Source organism: Paraburkholderia ferrariae NBRC 106233, from assembly GCF_000685035.1.
Taxonomy (GTDB): Bacteria; Pseudomonadota; Gammaproteobacteria; order Burkholderiales; family Burkholderiaceae; genus Paraburkholderia; species Paraburkholderia ferrariae.
In genome coordinates, this window is sequence record NZ_BAYB01000008.1 from 13,085 (window position 1) to 28,866 (window position 15,782).

Below are 15,782 nucleotides of genomic sequence, written 5' to 3' on the forward strand. Positions count from 1 at the left end.
GCGAGCCATAAACGGCCGCGCAATGAGAAAGGCTATATCGCCGCGGGCCGTTTTTTTGCACCGCATTTACGCCGTTCGGAATACGCTAGTCTCACCTCGACTCATTTCGAAAAAAAATGCGTAGCATGAACACAGCACAAATCGTCGCCCTTCGCGACGTTATTCCGGATCCCGGCAGTCCGCTGCGTGCGGATGCGTTTGCGAAACGCCCCTCCCCCGGCTCCCGCGCCACCCTCGATATCGCCCTCACCGGGCTCACGCCCGAAATCCCCCGCGCCCATCTCGCCACGCTTCTGCGCTCGCCGCTCGGCGTCTATGTCGTCCATACCGAAGTCTTGCGCGAAAGCGTGCATGTGCGTTTGAACATTGCCCCCGAAGACCTCGCCTTCACGCTGCACATGCTGCTCTCGATCGTGCCCGAAGCCACCATCGGCGCCGTTCATACTCACGAATGCGAAGAGGCACACTGAATGGTTTCAGGCATCTGGCTTCCCATCGTCACGCCGTTCCGTTCGGGCAAAGTCGATGTGACGGCGCTGCAGGCGCTCACGGAACACTATATGGAAAGCGGCATCGCGGGCATCGTGGCGCTCGGCACCACCGGCGAAGCCGCGCTGCTTTCCGATGTCGAACGCGCGAGCGTGCTGCAGGCGATTACCGATGTCGTCGCGGGACGCCTCCCCGTGCTCGCCGGCGTGGGTGGCATGAATACGCGCGAGTTCGTGCACGAGATGCAACGGCTCGAACATTGGGATGTGGCGGGCTTTCTCGTCTCGGTGCCGGCGTATCTGTGCCCGAACCAGGAAGGTGTCGAATGGCATTTCAGGCAGATCGCCAGGGCCACGCGGCGCCCCGTCGTGCTCTACGACGTGCCGCACCGAACCGGCGTGCCGATCGAAACCGACACGGTGCGCCGGCTGGCCGAACTCGATAACGTAGTGGCCATCAAGGCCTGCGTGAGCCAGCGCTTCGACGCGCTCGGCAACATCGCCATCGATCTGCTGTGCGGCACCGACGAGGCGTTTCTCGATTGCCTCGCCGCGGGCGGTCACGGCGGCATTCTGGCAAGCGCGCATGTCTGCGCGGATCTGCTGGTCGAAGTGCAGACGCTCATGCAGGCGGGCAAGGCCGCCACCGCCTGCTGCATCTTCGCGGAACTGCGCCCGGTGCTGAAGCTGCTCTTCGCGGCGCCAAACCCATCTGTCATCAAGGCAATGCTCGCGCTTGACGGCCATATGACGGAAGAAGCGCGCATGCCGATCACGCCGATTCGCGGCGAACTGCGCAATCAGCTGGCGCAGGCGCGCGAAGTGCTGGAGGCGTTGCGTTCGGCCATGCCGATGGCCGTAAGCTGAGAAACTAGCGCGACGGCACCCGCTTTTCGAGCATGGCGTGAAATGCCCGCTTGATGCGCTCCACCGCTTCCGTCTTGTACGGAAACTGCTCGTTGTTGCCGTGGACCAGCATGCTCGCGTTGACCTCGAACACGACGAGGGTGCCGTCGTCGCCCAGCGCGCAGTCGATGCCGAAATAGTCGAGCCCGATCGTGTCGCGTACCGCCCGCAGCGCCTCGCGCTGCGCGGTGCCGAACACGCGCCAGGGGTCGTCGAGAAACGCCTGCTCTTCGGCCTGCATCCAGGGATGATCGGCCATGCCCGTCGTGGTGTGATGCACCTTCCATCGATGATCGACGGCGAGGTGGTACGGCAGGATTTCGTCGTCCACATAGAAGAAACGGTACTTGCGGAAGTAGCCGTCGTTCGAGCGATAGTCCACGTAGGGCGTGAGGTAGTAGTGCCGGGCCACATGCTTCGCGAGGAACGCCTGGAGTTGCGGCAGATCGTCGATCTTCTCGAACGCTTCGCCGCCGTGCGTACCGGCCGGTCTCACGAGCACCGGGAATGGCGGCGGCGGGGCCGCCTGCGCGGTCATCGCGTGCAGGTCGCAGGCCGGATGAAGCCGTGTCTGCGGCACGCGGCAGCCCGGCACGCCGGCGAGGCGCCGCGCCACGGCCTCGCGGCTCGTGTGCGCGATCCGCTCCGGCGGATTGACGGCCACGCGCCCCAACGCCCCGATGAACGACGCCGCGAACCCGAGCGAGGCCTGCCCGCGATCGACGTCGGAAACGAGATTGACCACCACGTCGGCATAGCCGCGCAACCGCTCGAAATCGTAGTCCATGTCCGGCAGCACGGTCACTACGTTGCTCTCGAAGGGCGCGTTCGCCACCAGGTATTCGATGGGCGTATTACCCGCGCCGGGCGCGAATACGAACAGCACGCGAAAATCGGGCGGCGTCACAGCGGCGGGAATCAGGATGAGCGGCTTGAGCGCCAGCGCGCGGCGGTAGCTCGCATCCGCGGCCTGGTCGAGACCGAGCGCCTGCTGAAGATTGGCGACGAGGTGAACGATGGCGGCATCGTCCGGTTCGTGTTCGAGCACGCGCTCGAAATGCGCGAGCGCGCGCACCGGGCGGCCCGCACACGCTTCGGCGAGGCCCAGTTGCCGATATACCGCGGCGGCATCGCCTTCGCCGTTTTCCCGTTTGAGCAGCGGCGTGAGCCATGAAATGGCTTCGTCGAAGCGATCGCGGCGGATCAGCACCTGCGCGAGCCCGAAGCGCGCGGTCCAGTGCGTGGGATCGTTCCCGATGACTTCGCGGTAGTGGCTCTCGGCAAGATCGAGACGTCCTTCGCGATGGTGCGAAGAGGCCAGGTCAAACAAACGATCGACAGACATGATGGCAGGGCCCTGCAGCAGTACGGATGCGCGTGAACCATAGCAGAGCCAGCCGCCGTCCAGATCGCGACCTTAATCCGGCTGCTTACGGGGTATTACCAGAAGGCCCCGACGTAATACCGCGTAACAGGAACGCCAGCCAGAAGCCCCCGCGCGAAGCAAACGCGCACCATTCGCCAAAGCCGGGCGCGAGTTCACGCGCCCGACACAACGCCGGTTCTTCATACGTGTTCGAGCGCGACATTCGCGCTCGCCTCTTTCGCGTTGCGGAGAGATGCAACGCGCACATTCTTCATATTTAATTTGGTCTACGAATGAATTTGCGTGCACCACGGGCGCGGCGCATGCGCCAGCCAACATCTTGCCCCCAGCCCTTCAGAATCCCTGCGCCGCCCCGTTATGCTGAATCGATAAGTCGTTCGCCATTCCCCTCCTCAGTATCTACCCCCATGAGGCTTGGTCGCAAGATTCCTCTCGCCTTCGGCGCCGCACGCACGTTAATGTCCGCGGGGGCTTTCTACGACATTCATATGCTGAATCACGCCGTCGATACGTATTGCACCTCCGTGCAGGACGCCGCCGCGAACGAGCGCATGGCATCGGCCACGCTCGCTGCGTTCAAGCCGCAGGTACAGGAGTGGAAAGACACCCTGCTGCGCGGCAAGGATCCGCAAAAGCTCGATCGCTACTAGAGTGCGTTCCAGACGCGCGAGCATACGGTCGATGAACTGACCGCCTCGCTCGAACAAATGCGGCGCGAAACGCGGGGGAATTCCCGCCGCGTGGGGTCGCCACGGAAAGCCCCCCAAAAAAATCGGATTTTCGAAAAAAAGTTGGGAGTCGAACAATATGGTCAACTTCAACTGCAACCGCAACGAACCCTTGACGAAGGCATTCAGCGCAAAGGGGTTGATGGTGCAATTGCCTTTCACGTATGCGCTGCCACTTGCGCCCACGGGTCCGGGGTGTAGGTCGCGGGTAGGGCTAGACGTGGGGGTGTCTGCCAGGTAAGGGGTGGGTCATGCGCCCCACGGTCAGCACCAAAAGTAAAAGCCTCGATGCGCTCTCGCAGTCGGGCTTTCTTCACACGCACTTCTTCAACGTATTGAAACGCCAAGTCATATGTCCCATGAAGTCAAGGAATCCGTAGGTTTCGACTCTTCAGACTCCTGACTTCGTTCAATGGCTTCAGTATCCCAACGACCAACGCGAATCGCTTCGTGCAGCATTCCGAGCGTCAACGCGGGTTCGTCAGGATTCGGCTTTACAGGGGGTAGCCTGAACACGAAGCGAACTAACATGATGACAAGTATGGGAACGGCGAGCAGAACAGCGATCGCATTACCTTCGTCGTAAAAATATCGCGGCATTGGGAAATCCTCTGCGTTCGCGACTTCGAACCGGTCGAAGAAGTTTTCCATGAATTCAAACGCGTCGTCTCCATCAATGCCCAAGTCGTCAAGGACGCGGGTTGATCGTGTCAAGGCTGGTTCCTTGCCGAACCACGGCAAACCAATTTCTTCACGGGTAAATGCAACGAGCGCATCCCATTGTGAATCATTTTCCAAACAAGCCCTCCGGTTTAATCCTTGCGTTATAACGGTTCATCGTTCGATGCGTGAGCAATATGAGGTAGATAAAGCTGGTCATGGTAAAGCACACTGCATATTGAAATCAATACGTGCAGATATTCTGCTATTCAAATTGACTATCTCGATAATTTTTGCGGATAGAAACATTGTGGTAACGACGAAAGTTTTACATTCTGGTCAATTCCGTGCCGAATCGTGTGTGACCGACAGCAACGGAGACGTTGATTTTTTCGTCGGAAGACTATACGACGCACATACCGGCGAAGTTCTTGCACGGGTGGATTTCGATTCAGTGGACGGAGGGATGCCGTGGTTCATGCCTGACGATAGCGCAGTTGATTTCGAAGGCGCACAAATTGGCAAGACTGGTGGGTTGAGCATTCCACCGTCGATGATTGACCGGTTGCGCGCAAAGATTCCATGAATCCGGTCATATTCAGACGGAGAAAATTACCATGTTTGAGCGAGTGCGCCGCGCGGTGTTCATTGTCGCCATCATCGTCGCGGCCTTCATTGTCATTCGATACGTCTTCGATGCACGGGCATGCTCAAAAGCTAATAACTGCTATTCCGTGACTTCGCATAGCGGGCGATATCGCCCCGAAGTGTGCGAAACGGATGCTGACGGGAACCTTGTTTCGTTTGTTGGAAGACTGTATGACGCGCATAGCGGCAAGCTATTAGCCCGGACCGATTTTGATTCGATGGATAGCAGTTTGCCGGAGTTCATGCCCAACGAAAGCGCCGTTATTTTCCGAAGCGGCGGCGATGATGACTCAGGTGTGGTTGACATTCCGCCGAACTGGCGCGACCGCTCGCGCGCAGAAATTCCTTGAAACATTGCTTCACATTTATTCAAGGGCCGTCTAGTTTCAGTTCGTGGCAAGTCGGGGGGCGGCTGGTGTCGCGCTAACCAGTGCGGAACGTGCGAGTCTCGCTATCTCCGCAAGGGTTTCTTCGGACGTGAACGGTGAGGTGTCCCATGTGTCGGAGAGCGAATGAATAAGCGCCAGCACGTCAGCCATGCGTTCAGCGTCTGCTTCGAGCCGGTGAACCTTTGCGGTGTTGTGAATGGCGAACTGGGTTTGGGTTAAGGGATTCATAGGTGCGCATAAAGTGGAATGACCTTGACGATGATAGGTCAGGTTTTGCATTCGTTCACACACGCCACCCTGATTCTGTGTTGACATAACTTTTCCCCGATTCAAGAGAGGACGACAGTCTTCTGGCAGTTCCCACTTATATGTCACCGAAGGATGATCGCGGTGCAGATATCGTTTTTTATGAATGTACTTAGAAGAAGGTGAGGCAATGGCATATACAGGAAAATTTTTTGTAGACAACGAACCCCTGGCGCCCCTAACAATTCTTGGTATTGGTACATTTAATGCATATTCAGGAAACAATCAATATCGAAATCGGGGTGGTTGTACCGCGGTTCCCAATAACGGGCCAATTGCCGCCGGTAAATACTGGATTGTTGATCGACCAACAGGCGGTATCGGGTCCAAAGCGACAGCATGGGCGAAAGATGAGTGGAATACAGCTTTCGGTCATCCGTCAAATCATGGCGAGTGGTTTTCCCTATATCGGGATGACGGGGTAATTGATGATGTGACGTGGATTAATGGTGTTAAGCGCGGACAGTTCCGCTTGCATCCTGCGGGCGGGCACGGTCTTTCCCTAGGTTGCATTACTTTGCCGAGCTATACCGATTTCAAGAAAATCCGCAGCGCGCTGCTCCATACCATGAAAATCCCTGTCAGAAGTTCGGGGCTTTTTGCCTACGGAACAATTGAGGTCGTTACTTATGGCAGCACTTGCCCGTAGGGTGTTCAAGGTCGTGCTGTTCTGCGGCCTGTTCCGTCTTTTGCTTCCATACGTCTATCCCTATCCCGTGGAATGGACAGATAGCCAGTCGCTTGCATGGTTGCGCGCCGCTAACTGGTTAGGCATCCGTGACCCCGATGATTTATTTTTTTGGATCACGGTAGGCATGAACCTCATAGCAACTACGTTGATCTATGTGGCAATCATGAAGCTATGGCGGTGGTATCAGGGCAGAAAGGCCACGCGGAGAGATACCCTGTGAGAAAGGTCAATACTTATGGCAACACTTGTCCGTAAAGGGTCTAAGGTTGTGCTGTTTTTGTGCCTGCTTTGTCTCTCGCTTCGCTATGTCCATTCATATCCCTATGCCTGGACAGAAAGTGAGGCTATCGCATGGTCTCGTGTTTCGGAGTGGCTCGGTGTACACGACCCCGAAGATTTGTACTTCGTAGTATGGGTAGCGATTGAACTGATTGTGGCGGTTCTTGCGTATTCTCTGATTATGTATCTGTGGCGTCGCTATCGCGGTGTGTTTAAAAACAGATGCGCGAACCGTTAAATTATCCATCTTCAAAAAGGTGCAACCATACCGATATCAGGAACCGACATGACAGCATATGGCCGGGTGGACGTTCGATGAGACGCGTTGCTCTCATTGGTTGGTGTATTGCGACGTTCGCTGTCTGCATCGCCGTGGCATTACTCATCGGTCGCCTTACCGTCCCTCACTATTTCGAGGCGCCAGAATGGTTCAAGGTGTCGCTTAGGTGGGTAGCCTACCGCACCCTCGCGTCAGAAACCTACAACCGCGATTCAATGGATATAGAGGATGCATGCGATGTATTGCTCATCTTCTTTTCCCTTCTTGTCGCAACAGTCATTGTTGTTCCTGCAAGCGTCTTCGCATGGCGGCGTTTTGTGCGCCCCAAGATTATTGACGTGAAAGGAAACGTTTCAAGGTAGCGAAAAAGACGCTCCAAAAGCCGTGCGAATTCGCACGGCTTTTTTACGTCTGCATTGCCATTGCGCCGCACACGCCATGCGGCATAGCCGTTTCTTCAAGGCGTCGAAGCCCGCGAAGTTCAACGCCTTCGGCTTCGGCGTCAAGCCATTGGGCGGCGCGCTGAAGTGTCGAGCGTGACGACCCGCAACGCTTCGCGATGGACCGGAACGAATAGCCGTCACGGTATTCCTTCGGCACATATCGACGCCACACAAGCGCGGTCAGCGCGGCACGGTTGCCGATGGGTGCGTTCGGCCCGAGCCATGGCACAAGGGCGCCAACGCCAACCGATTTCGCTTCTTCGGATACGGCGAAGCGCGCGAGCGTCACGCATAGTTCGGGCAGCGGCAGGCGTTGCTGGCGCGAGCAGACGGCGGGCATCGAGCAGGTCGGCATTGCCGTCACGCAGATGGACGAAGTCACGCAGCAAAACGCGGCATTGGTGGAGGAAGCCTCAGCGGCCGCCCATGCGCTCGCCGAACCGGCCGGTGCCTTGCGCGAAGCCGTCGCGGCCTTCCGCCTGCGCGATCACGCAGCGCGGGAACTGCGCGATAACCGGGCGATAACCGCGCGGCTAATAGTAAGCCCCCCGGGGTAGGACCCCGGGCGTGTGTCGCGCACGCCACGAACTGCCGCCGGGCTTTCTGCCGGCGAGCGATTTCGTCATATTATTGGCTGCAAGACGTATCCGCTCCACCCCCGATCTACCGAATTTTCGCCATGCCCGCCGTCAAGACGCACTTTCAGGATTTGCCGGTCGCCCTCGACGGGATCCCGCGCCTCGAAATCGCGCACCAGCGCTTCGACGTCTGCACCCTGCCCGTCAACCGCCAACTGCACGCCTGGCTCGACCGCATGGTGGGCGTGGTCGATCTCCTGCCCACGCGCGACGAATTCGGCCGGCCGTTTCGCGGCTGGATCGATCGCTATGCGGTGGGCGAATTCCTGTTCGCGGACTGCTACACCGACCGCATCACGCAAGACCGCACGATCGCGCGGATTTCGCAGGACAACGCGCGCAGCATCGTTTTTCATGTGTTTTTCGAAGCCGCGCCCGGCAGCGAACTCGAGTTTCCCGGCAAACGCACCGATACGGCGCTCGAAGGCGGCATTTTTGCGGTCGATCTGGATCAGCCCGTGCGTTTCAGGCGCAAGCCCTGCCGGCACGTCACGATCTTCCTGCCGCGCGACATGCTGCGCGAGGTGTTTCCGGATGCTTCGGCCCTGCATGGCCGCAAGCTCTCGCCTTACCTGCCGGCGGTGCGCTATCTGGTGGGCCGCGTGATGTCGTTCTCGGCGCAGATTCCCTATATGACGCCGGAAAACGCGCACCGGACGCTGCGCGAAATCGTGCTGCTGATTACCGACGCGTTTGCCGAGGATGCGGGTTTGAAGGGCAGCCGGCGCGCGCTGGCGCGAGCGATGGCGTTCGACGCGGCGCGCCGCTACGTGCACGCGAATCTGCACGACAGCGATCTGTCGCCGGAACGCGTGGTGGACACGCTCGGCCTCTCGCGGCCGACGATCTATCGCCTCTTCCAGCACGAAGGGGGCCTCGCCGCCTATATCCGCCACCTGCGCCTGCGCAGCGCCGCGGACGAACTCGTCGCGTGGCCCGGCCTTGCGGTTCAGGACATTGGCTATGCGCTCGGCTTCAAGAGCGCCTCGGACTTTACGCGCGCGTTTCGGCGCGCCTATGGCATGGCGCCCCAGGAGATCCGTCAGCCGGGCAACGACCTGCGCGCGGCCGCCACAACCATCGCCACCGCCACCGCGATCGAATAGCCCCCACCCGCCGCGAATCGCGGATCGGCTGCCGCTCAGCCGCGCCGTGCCCGACGCGCGCGTACGGCCTGGGCCAGCGTCTCCAGCACCGGTTCGGTCTGCGCCCAGCTGATGCAGGCGTCGGTAATCGACACGCCGCGCTTGAGCGGCACGCCCGGCTTCAAATCCTGGCGCCCCTCGTCGAGGTGGCTTTCGATCATCACGCCCACGATGCGCTGCTCGCCGTCGGCCAGTTGCGAGGCGATATCCTGCGCGACGTCGATCTGGCGCTGGTGCGCCTTGTTCGAATTCGCATGCGAGCAGTCGATCATCACCTGCTCGCGCAAGCCGGCCTTCGCGAGCGCCTCGCAGCACGCGGCCACCGCGGCGCGGTCGTAGTTCGGCCCCGTCTTGCCGCCGCGCAGGATCACGTGGCAGTCGTCGTTGCCGCGCGTTTCGAAGATCGCGGCCAGGCCCATCTTCGTCATGCCCATGAAGGCGTGGCTCGCGCGCGCGGCAACGATGGCGTCGGCGGCCACCTGCACGCCGCCGTCCGTGCCGTTCTTGAAGCCGATCGGGCACGAGAGCCCGGAAGCGAGTTGACGGTGGCTCTGGCTCTCGGTCGTGCGCGCGCCGATGGCGCCCCACGCCACGAGATCCGCGATGTACTGCGGGCTCAGCAGGTCGAGAAATTCGGTGGCCGTGGGCAGCCCGAGCGCGTTGATGTCCAGCAGCAGTTGCCGCGCGGCGCGCAGGCCCTCGTTGATGCGGAAGCTGCCGTCGAGCCGCGGATCGTTGATGTAGCCCTTCCAGCCCACGGTGGTGCGCGGCTTTTCGAAGTACACGCGCATCACCACGAGCAGATCGTCTTTCAGCGCGTCGGCGCTCGCCTTGAGCAGCCTTGCGTATTCGAGCGCCTGGTCGTGGTCGTGGATCGAGCACGGCCCGACGACGATCACGAGACGGTCGTCGCGCTCCTTGAGGACCTCGGCAATCTGCACGCGGCTCGTTTCCACGAGCGTCCGGGTCCGCGAAGGCACCGGCAGTTCGTCGAGCAGGAGCGCCGGCGAGATGAGCGGACGCACGGCGCCGATGCGCACGTCGTCGATGCGGGTGGAATCCTCGGTGGCGTCGGCGTAGCCGACTTCCTGATCGTGCTGGGGATTGTCGATGCGGCTCAAGGTGTTCTCCTGTCGATGGAACCCGGCGCCTCGATGCCCGGGTTTCATCCCATGCAAGGCTCTGGGCCGGAGCAGCCCCGCACGGGGCGCGGGCCCGGCGCGTCTATACGGGGACGGGCAGGATTATCGCATCCGCCGGCCCGGCGCGGCGGGCGGCGCAAAGCGGCGGGGGATGCCGCTCATGGAGTTACTGCAGAAATGACCGCAAAAACCGCCGGAGAAATGGCCGCAGAAGCCGCTCAGGAAGCCGTGCCCATCGGATAGCGCTTGCCGCGCAGCCGCTGCACGATGCGCACGAGCCCGTACCACTGCTGGGCCCACACGCCGCCACCGTACTCGATCCCCTGGCCTTGCGGCACGGGCAGTTGATCGCGGATGCCGGTCGGCTCGACTTGCTTGTTCCACGAAGCCGTGCGGAAGATCACGTCCCACCAGGGGAACACCACGCCGAAGTTGCAGCCGTAGCGCGTGCCTTCGTGGCCGTAGCCCACCGCGTGATGGCGGCGATGGAAAGCCGGGCTCACGACAATGCGCTCGAGCACCGGGCCGAACGGCAGCCGCGCGTTCACGTGCTGCACGCTCTGCATGAAGTTGCCGAGCGCCACGAGCACGACATACTGCACGGGCTGCACGCCGATGAAGAGCGAGATGGCCGCGAAGAACGCCGCGTTGATGATGTCGTCGAGGAAATGGTTGCGGTCGTCGCACCACAGCGACATCTGCCGCTGGCTGTGATGGACCGCGTGCAGCTCCCACCACACGCCGAAGCGATGCTGCCAGCGGTGATACCAGTAGCCCGCGAAATCGAGCACGACGAAGTAGATCAGGAACGAGACGATGGGCTTGTCCGTCACGCCGGGCCAGATGCTGTCCACGTCGATATTCGGAATGTCGTAGATCGCCATCAGGCTCTGCCAGTGATTGAACAGTGGCTGAAACATGAAGAAGAACGCGAGATTCAGAATGCCGAGCTTGGCGATCCACGTGTACCAGACGTCGGCGCGCAGCGCCTTGCGGTCCTGCCACTGCTCGATGGGCCGCAGCGCTTCGAGCGGGCGCAGGAGCGCATAGGTGACGAGAATTTCGAGCACGCCCACGATCACCCAGTAGAGGGCGTCGTAGGTGTCCTCGTCGTAGCCCATCAGGCCGACCTTGTAGAAGATCGGCTGGACCACGTCCACATAGACCAGTGTCTGCAGCCAGGAAACGGCGTTGTCGAGCTGCGAGATCAGGGTGTCAATCATCGGGTCTCTCGGGTGAATCTTTTAAAGCCAGCGGCAATTAGCCGGCCCGGTTAGTCCGGATTGGGCGCATACACCGGCGCGCTGTTCGCGAAGTAGATGCCGTGCGGCGAGCGGCCCACGGCAATCGTGTCGATCAGCTTGCGCGTGGTGAGGTCGATGATCCCCACGTGCTTCGCGAAGCGGAACGTCACCCACAGATACCGTTTGTCGGCGGAAAGTTCCATGTCGTCGGGGCCGGGGCGCAGGCCCGTGATGTCGGCCACCTTCGTGAGCGTCGTGTAATCGAGAATGCTGATCGTGCTTTCCACGCGGTTCGTCACGGCCACGTGCTTGCCGTCGTCGAGGTTGCGGAAGTTGTGCGCGCCGCGCCCGGTCTGGATCTTCTTCACGAGCGTGCGGTTGTGCCAGTCCACCACGGCCACGTCGTCCTCGCCCGTCATGCCGACGAGCAGGTACTTGTCGCCGGGCGTCATCCACAGGCCCGCGGGCGTGTCGCCGATATGCAGCTTCCAGAGCACGGTCTGCGTGGGCAGGTCGATCGCCGCCACTTCGCCCGTGTCCTGCAGGGTGACGAACACCGTCTTGTTGTCCGAGGCGAAGGTGATGTGGCTCGGCGTTTTCGCCAGCGGAATGCGCTTGACGAGCGTGACGTCCTGGCCGTTGTAGCTGTAGATGTCCACGCGGTCGAGGCGCAGGCCCGCCGTCACGAACCACTTGTGGTCGGGGGAGAAGCCGAGCTGGTACGGATCCTCGATGCCCTCCACGCGGCGCTGCACCTTGCCCGTGTGGGGGTCGAGGAACATCAGGTCGTTCGACACCGAATCGGCCACGATCAGCGATTTGCCGTCGGGCGTGATCATCAGGTGGTGCGGCTCCTTGCCGGTGGGCTCGGTGCCCACCACGGTGCGGCTCGCCTCGTCGATGAGCGAGAGCTGCGCTTCGCCGGAATCGAGCACGATGACGCGGTTGTCGTCGGCGGCATGGGCGAGCGTGCCCCACGCGAGACCGCCCATCAGCAATGCGGTGGCGCAGTGGGACCTGAAATGGGCCTTCGTCGAGGCAATAAACGGGAATTCAGGCATTTCGTAAGCGATAGGGGCTGATGAAAGCGCGCCGGACCGGTTTGTGCTGAGATAGACACAGGCGCCGGCGGTTTGCGCGCGAGAGATTGTCTGCTTAACGCGTGAATACCGCAATCCGATGACGCGCGCGCGGCGCCCTGCGGCAATATATGCGGCGCGCGCCATACCCGCCGGCCGGGTCTGCCCGACTGGGTCTGCCCGACCGGGTCTATCCAGCCTGTTCCGCCCCTAACGTCAAGGCATGCGCATGGATCACCGCACCCGCGAAGAAAACCTCCCCGACGGCCTCACGAAGAGCACGGCCGCTGCGGTGCGCGAAGCGCTCGAAGGGCGCCGGCGCGGCGCCGCCCTCCTGCTGCCGCTTGCGGGGCCGGCCGTGGTCGTCTCCGTGGCGTACATGGACCCCGGCAACTTCGCGACCAACATCCAGGCGGGCGCGCGCTACGGCTACGCGCTCCTCTGGGTGGTGGTGCTCGCGAACGTCGTGGCCATGCTGTTCCAGGGGCTTTCCGCGAAGCTCGGCATCGTCACCGGGCGCAACCTCGCCGAGCTGTGCCGCGAGCGCCTGCCCGCCCCGCTCGTCTGGGCCATGTGGGGCGTGAGCGAAATCGCCGCGATGGCCACCGATCTGGCCGAATTTCTCGGCGGCGCAATCGGGCTCTCCCTGCTGTTTCATCTGCCGCTGATCGTGGGCATGGCCGTGACGGCGGTGCTCACCTACGTGCTGCTGCTGTTCGAGCGCGCCGGCTTCAGGCCGCTCGAACTCGTGATCGGGGGGCTCGTCGGCATCATCGGGCTGTGCTATCTGCTCGAACTCTTCATTACGCCCGTCGAGTGGAGCGGCGTCTTGCGCCACATCGCCACGCCCCGCCTGCCCGACGCCCAGGCCGTGACGATCGCCGTAGGCATCATCGGCGCGACGGTCATGCCGCATGCCCTCTTCCTGCACTCGGGCCTCACCCAGGCGCGCGTGGCGCCGCGCAACGAGACCGAGCGCACGCGCCTCGTGCGCTTTTCGAACATCGAGGTCGTGATCGCGCTCTCCATCGCGGGGCTCATCAACATGGCCATGGTCATCATGGCTTCGGGCGCCTTTCACCAGGGCTACCCGGACGTGGCCGAGATCGAGAGCGCCTACCATACGCTCGCGCCGCTGCTCGGCATCGGGGCCGCGGGGATCTTCCTGCTTTCGCTGATCGCCTCGGGCATTTCCAGTTCGGTGGTGGGCACGCTAGCAGGCCAGATGATCATGCAGGGCTTCGTCGGTTTCCAGATTCCGCTGTGGCTGCGCCGGGTCGTGACGATGGTGCCGAGCTTCGTCGTGGTGGGGCTGGGCGTGAACGCCACGCAGGCGCTCGTGGTGAGCCAGGTGGTGCTGAGCCTCGCGCTGCCCGTGCCGATGATCGCGCTCGTAGCATTCACGAGCCGCGCCGACGTGATGGGGCCGCATCGAAACCGGTCGTGGACGGTCGCGCTGGCGCTGGCCGGCGCCGCCGCGGTGCTGGCGCTGAACGCGATCCTGCTGCTGCAGACCTTCGGCGTGACCATACCGGGACTCGGGTAAGGCCGCGGCCGGCCGGTTGCGTGCCGGCGACAAGCGCCCGATACCCGACCCGCACGCAGGACCCAATCAGGACTCAATCAGGCCCCAGCCGATCGACGGCGTGCAAAATCGCGCGAAACCATGCACCATTAGCTTTTTTCGCCCCGCCCGGCCAGAAGGCCGGCGTGGCTTTCACCAACCGGCGCGCCCATCGCACTGCGCGCGCCACCCAGTGCCGCTTTGCGCCCTGTCCAACCTGCGATCCACCGACCTGCGACCTGCCATGACGAACCAGCCCGCCCAAGCCGCGCCCGAACCGCCCGTCGATATGATCATCTTCGGCGGCGGAGGCGATCTGGCCGCGCGCAAACTGCTGCCCGCGCTCTATATGGCGCACCTGCACCGCAACCTGCCGCCCGAAACGCGCATCATCGCGGTGGGCCGCAAGAACTGGACGATCGACGACTACCGCGCGTTCATGAACGAGCAGTCGCGTCCGTTCATCGACCAGAAAGCATTCGACGCCGCCGCCTGGGACCGCTTCCTCGGCCTCTTCCAGTACGTGCTCATCGACGTGAACGCCGCCGCGGACTACGCCCGTCTCAAGGAAGCCTCGCGCGCGGACGCGGTGCGCGTGTTCTATCTCTCGACTTCGCCGGAACTCTTCACGACCATCTGCGACAACCTTTCGTCCGCGGGCCTCGTGGACGAACGTTCGCGCGTCGTGCTAGAAAAGCCGCTCGGCCACGATCTGGCCTCGGCGCAGGAGATCAACGAGTCGGTGGGCCGGCACTTCGACGAGCCGCAGATCTACCGCATCGACCATTACCTCGGCAAGGAAACGGTGCAGAACCTGATGGTGCTGCGCTTCGGCAATCCGATCTTCGGGCCGCTGTGGCAGGCGCCGTATATCCGCAGCGTGCAGATCACGGTGGCGGAGACGGTGGGCGTGGGCAGCCGCGCCGGTTTCTACGACCACACGGGCGCGCTGCGCGACATGGTGCAGAACCACCTGCTGCAACTGCTGTGCATCGTGGCCATGGAGCCGCCCGTCTCGCTCGACGCCGACGCGGTGCGCGACGAAAAGCTCAAGGTGCTGCGCTCGCTGCGGCCCATGACGCTGGCCGACATCGCGCGCGACACGGTGCGCGGCCAGTACGCGGCGGGCGCCGTGGACGGCAAGCCGGTGAAGGGCTACCTCGAAGAAGACAACGTGCCGGCCGACAGCCGCGCCGAAACCTTCGTGGCGCTGCGCGCGCACATCAACAACTGGCGCTGGGCCAACGTGCCGTTCTTCCTGCGCACGGGCAAGCGCATGCAGAAGCGCCAGTCGGAGATCGTGATCGAATTCGCCGACCTGCCGTTCTCGATCTTCCCGAGCGGCCCGCGCAACTACGGCAACCGCCTCGTGATCCAGCTCCAGCCGGAAGAGTCGATCCAGTTGCAAATGCTCGCGAAGGAGCCGGGCAGCGGCATGAACATGCTGCCGGTGAACCTCAACCTGGACTTGCAGCAGGCCATTCCCGAGCGCCGCGCGGAAGCCTACGAGCGGCTCCTGATCGACGTGATCCGCGGCCGCCTCACGCACTTCATGCGCCGCGACGAGCTGGAAGCCGCCTGGCAGTGGGTCGAGCCGATCCTCTCGGGCTGGCAGGAACTGAACGACCGGCCGCGCCCTTACACGGCGGGCACCTACGGCCCGGCGGCGTCCTCGGCGCTGCTTGCGCGCGAAGGCATGTCGTGGGCCGAAGAGGCCTGAGCCTCTGAAACGCCGCCCCCGCGCGAGGCGGGGGCGGCGCAGACT

At 62.3% G+C, this 15,782-nt stretch carries 16 protein-coding genes and 2 pseudogenes; 12 read left to right on the forward strand and 6 right to left on the reverse strand.

The window, feature by feature from the left end:
- Window positions 1–125 precede the first annotated feature (125 nt).
- Together BFE01S_RS08880 and dapA are read left to right on the forward strand one after the other, a co-directional pair.
- Window positions 126–470 (forward strand): hypothetical protein, encoded by a 345-nt coding sequence (locus BFE01S_RS08880; protein ID WP_028225176.1) that lies wholly within the window; start codon window positions 126–128, stop codon window positions 468–470.
- Window positions 471–1,355 (forward strand): 4-hydroxy-tetrahydrodipicolinate synthase, encoded by an 885-nt coding sequence (gene dapA, locus BFE01S_RS08885; RefSeq protein ID WP_028225177.1) that lies wholly within the window; start codon window positions 471–473, stop codon window positions 1,353–1,355. It abuts the gene before it with no gap.
- A 4-nt stretch (window positions 1,356–1,359) separates the two neighbouring features.
- Here dapA and BFE01S_RS44970 read toward each other — a convergent pair whose 3' ends face one another.
- A complete protein-coding gene (locus BFE01S_RS44970; RefSeq protein WP_052420831.1) occupies window positions 1,360–2,739 on the reverse strand; it encodes a tetratricopeptide repeat protein in 1,380 nt (459 codons plus the stop codon).
- 449 nt (window positions 2,740–3,188) lie between these two features.
- On the opposite strand from BFE01S_RS44970, the pseudogene BFE01S_RS41845 reads away from it, so the two are divergent.
- Window positions 3,189–3,428: pseudogene (locus BFE01S_RS41845) on the forward strand (methyl-accepting chemotaxis protein); the annotation flags it as partial.
- A 429-nt stretch (window positions 3,429–3,857) separates the two neighbouring features.
- Here the strand turns inward: BFE01S_RS41845 and BFE01S_RS37995 are convergent.
- Window positions 3,858–4,307 (reverse strand): DUF1493 family protein, encoded by a 450-nt coding sequence (locus tag BFE01S_RS37995; protein WP_042337385.1) that lies wholly within the window; start codon window positions 4,305–4,307, stop codon window positions 3,858–3,860.
- A 46-nt stretch (window positions 4,308–4,353) separates the two neighbouring features.
- Here BFE01S_RS37995 and BFE01S_RS44135 point away from each other — a divergent pair, with 46 nt between their 5' ends.
- The 5 genes from BFE01S_RS44135 (at window position 4,354) to BFE01S_RS44140 (ending at window position 7,124) form a co-directional block, all read left to right on the forward strand.
- The gene (locus BFE01S_RS44135) at window positions 4,354–4,755 is read left to right on the forward strand and encodes a hypothetical protein (RefSeq protein WP_156966958.1); all 402 of its coding nucleotides are present in this window, start codon (window positions 4,354–4,356) and stop codon (window positions 4,753–4,755) included.
- A 31-nt stretch (window positions 4,756–4,786) separates the two neighbouring features.
- On the forward strand, window positions 4,787–5,167 hold the full coding sequence (locus tag BFE01S_RS08905; RefSeq protein WP_028225178.1) for a hypothetical protein: 381 nt from the start codon (window positions 4,787–4,789) through the stop codon (window positions 5,165–5,167).
- 475 nt (window positions 5,168–5,642) lie between these two features.
- Window positions 5,643–6,161, forward strand: coding sequence for a DUF2778 domain-containing protein (locus BFE01S_RS42895; protein WP_084169703.1), 519 nt, complete (start codon window positions 5,643–5,645; stop codon window positions 6,159–6,161).
- The gene (locus tag BFE01S_RS08910) at window positions 6,142–6,423 is read left to right on the forward strand and encodes a hypothetical protein (protein ID WP_028225179.1); all 282 of its coding nucleotides are present in this window, start codon (window positions 6,142–6,144) and stop codon (window positions 6,421–6,423) included. The genes BFE01S_RS42895 and BFE01S_RS08910 overlap by 20 nt, the downstream gene beginning before the upstream one ends.
- Window positions 6,424–6,797: 374 nt before the next feature.
- Window positions 6,798–7,124 carry a hypothetical protein gene (locus BFE01S_RS44140; protein ID WP_156966959.1) on the forward strand — a complete coding sequence of 109 codons (327 nt, stop codon included), beginning with the start codon at window positions 6,798–6,800 and terminating at the stop codon, window positions 7,122–7,124.
- Between the two features lie 43 nt (window positions 7,125–7,167).
- Here BFE01S_RS44140 and BFE01S_RS44975 read toward each other — a convergent pair whose 3' ends face one another.
- Window positions 7,168–7,494 (reverse strand): helix-turn-helix domain-containing protein, encoded by a 327-nt coding sequence (locus BFE01S_RS44975; RefSeq protein WP_169742609.1) that lies wholly within the window; start codon window positions 7,492–7,494, stop codon window positions 7,168–7,170.
- 34 nt (window positions 7,495–7,528) lie between these two features.
- Between BFE01S_RS44975 and BFE01S_RS08920 the strand changes: the two are divergent.
- Window positions 7,529–7,762: pseudogene (locus tag BFE01S_RS08920) on the forward strand (hypothetical protein); the annotation flags it as partial.
- Window positions 7,763–7,884: 122 nt separating this feature from the next.
- Complete coding sequence (locus BFE01S_RS38000; protein ID WP_084169668.1) at window positions 7,885–8,949, forward strand: helix-turn-helix domain-containing protein; 1,065 nt, start codon at window positions 7,885–7,887, stop codon at window positions 8,947–8,949.
- 35 nt (window positions 8,950–8,984) lie between these two features.
- Here BFE01S_RS38000 and BFE01S_RS08930 read toward each other — a convergent pair whose 3' ends face one another.
- The 3 genes from BFE01S_RS08930 to BFE01S_RS08940 form a co-directional block, all read right to left on the reverse strand.
- Entirely contained in the window at window positions 8,985–10,109 is a 1,125-nt protein-coding gene (locus tag BFE01S_RS08930) for a 3-deoxy-7-phosphoheptulonate synthase (protein WP_028225182.1), read from the reverse strand.
- A 239-nt stretch (window positions 10,110–10,348) separates the two neighbouring features.
- Window positions 10,349–11,353 carry a sterol desaturase family protein gene (locus BFE01S_RS08935; RefSeq protein WP_028225183.1) on the reverse strand — a complete coding sequence of 335 codons (1,005 nt, stop codon included), beginning with the start codon at window positions 11,351–11,353 and terminating at the stop codon, window positions 10,349–10,351.
- 50 nt (window positions 11,354–11,403) lie between these two features.
- Complete coding sequence (locus tag BFE01S_RS08940; protein ID WP_042337386.1) at window positions 11,404–12,366, reverse strand: YncE family protein; 963 nt, start codon at window positions 12,364–12,366, stop codon at window positions 11,404–11,406.
- A gap of 316 nt (window positions 12,367–12,682) precedes the next feature.
- On the opposite strand from BFE01S_RS08940, the gene BFE01S_RS08945 reads away from it, so the two are divergent.
- Window positions 12,683–13,999, forward strand: coding sequence for an Nramp family divalent metal transporter (locus BFE01S_RS08945; RefSeq protein ID WP_028225185.1), 1,317 nt, complete (start codon window positions 12,683–12,685; stop codon window positions 13,997–13,999).
- A 262-nt stretch (window positions 14,000–14,261) separates the two neighbouring features.
- On the forward strand, window positions 14,262–15,737 hold the full coding sequence (zwf, locus tag BFE01S_RS08950) for a glucose-6-phosphate dehydrogenase (protein WP_028225186.1): 1,476 nt from the start codon (window positions 14,262–14,264) through the stop codon (window positions 15,735–15,737).
- The last annotated feature ends 45 nt before the right edge of the window (window positions 15,738–15,782 follow it).

Bases quoted from the DNA above. Each gene is read 5' to 3' on its own strand.
- BFE01S_RS08880 (WP_028225176.1), top strand. From the start codon at position 126: ATGAACACAGCACAAATCGTCGCCCTTCGCGACGTTATTCCGGATCCC.
- dapA (WP_028225177.1), top strand. From the start codon at position 471: ATGGTTTCAGGCATCTGGCTTCCCATCGTCACGCCGTTCCGTTCGGGC.
- BFE01S_RS44970 (WP_052420831.1), bottom strand. From the start codon at position 2,739: ATGTCTGTCGATCGTTTGTTTGACCTGGCCTCTTCGCACCATCGCGAA.
- BFE01S_RS44135 (WP_156966958.1), top strand. From the start codon at position 4,354: ATGCGTGAGCAATATGAGGTAGATAAAGCTGGTCATGGTAAAGCACAC.
- BFE01S_RS08905 (WP_028225178.1), top strand. From the start codon at position 4,787: ATGTTTGAGCGAGTGCGCCGCGCGGTGTTCATTGTCGCCATCATCGTC.
- BFE01S_RS42895 (WP_084169703.1), top strand. From the start codon at position 5,643: ATGGCATATACAGGAAAATTTTTTGTAGACAACGAACCCCTGGCGCCC.
- BFE01S_RS08910 (WP_028225179.1), top strand. From the start codon at position 6,142: ATGGCAGCACTTGCCCGTAGGGTGTTCAAGGTCGTGCTGTTCTGCGGC.
- BFE01S_RS44140 (WP_156966959.1), top strand. From the start codon at position 6,798: ATGAGACGCGTTGCTCTCATTGGTTGGTGTATTGCGACGTTCGCTGTC.
- BFE01S_RS38000 (WP_084169668.1), top strand. From the start codon at position 7,885: ATGCCCGCCGTCAAGACGCACTTTCAGGATTTGCCGGTCGCCCTCGAC.
- BFE01S_RS08935 (WP_028225183.1), bottom strand. From the start codon at position 11,353: ATGATTGACACCCTGATCTCGCAGCTCGACAACGCCGTTTCCTGGCTG.
- BFE01S_RS08940 (WP_042337386.1), bottom strand. From the start codon at position 12,366: ATGGGCGGTCTCGCGTGGGGCACGCTCGCCCATGCCGCCGACGACAAC.
- BFE01S_RS08945 (WP_028225185.1), top strand. From the start codon at position 12,683: ATGGATCACCGCACCCGCGAAGAAAACCTCCCCGACGGCCTCACGAAG.
- zwf (WP_028225186.1), top strand. From the start codon at position 14,262: ATGACGAACCAGCCCGCCCAAGCCGCGCCCGAACCGCCCGTCGATATG.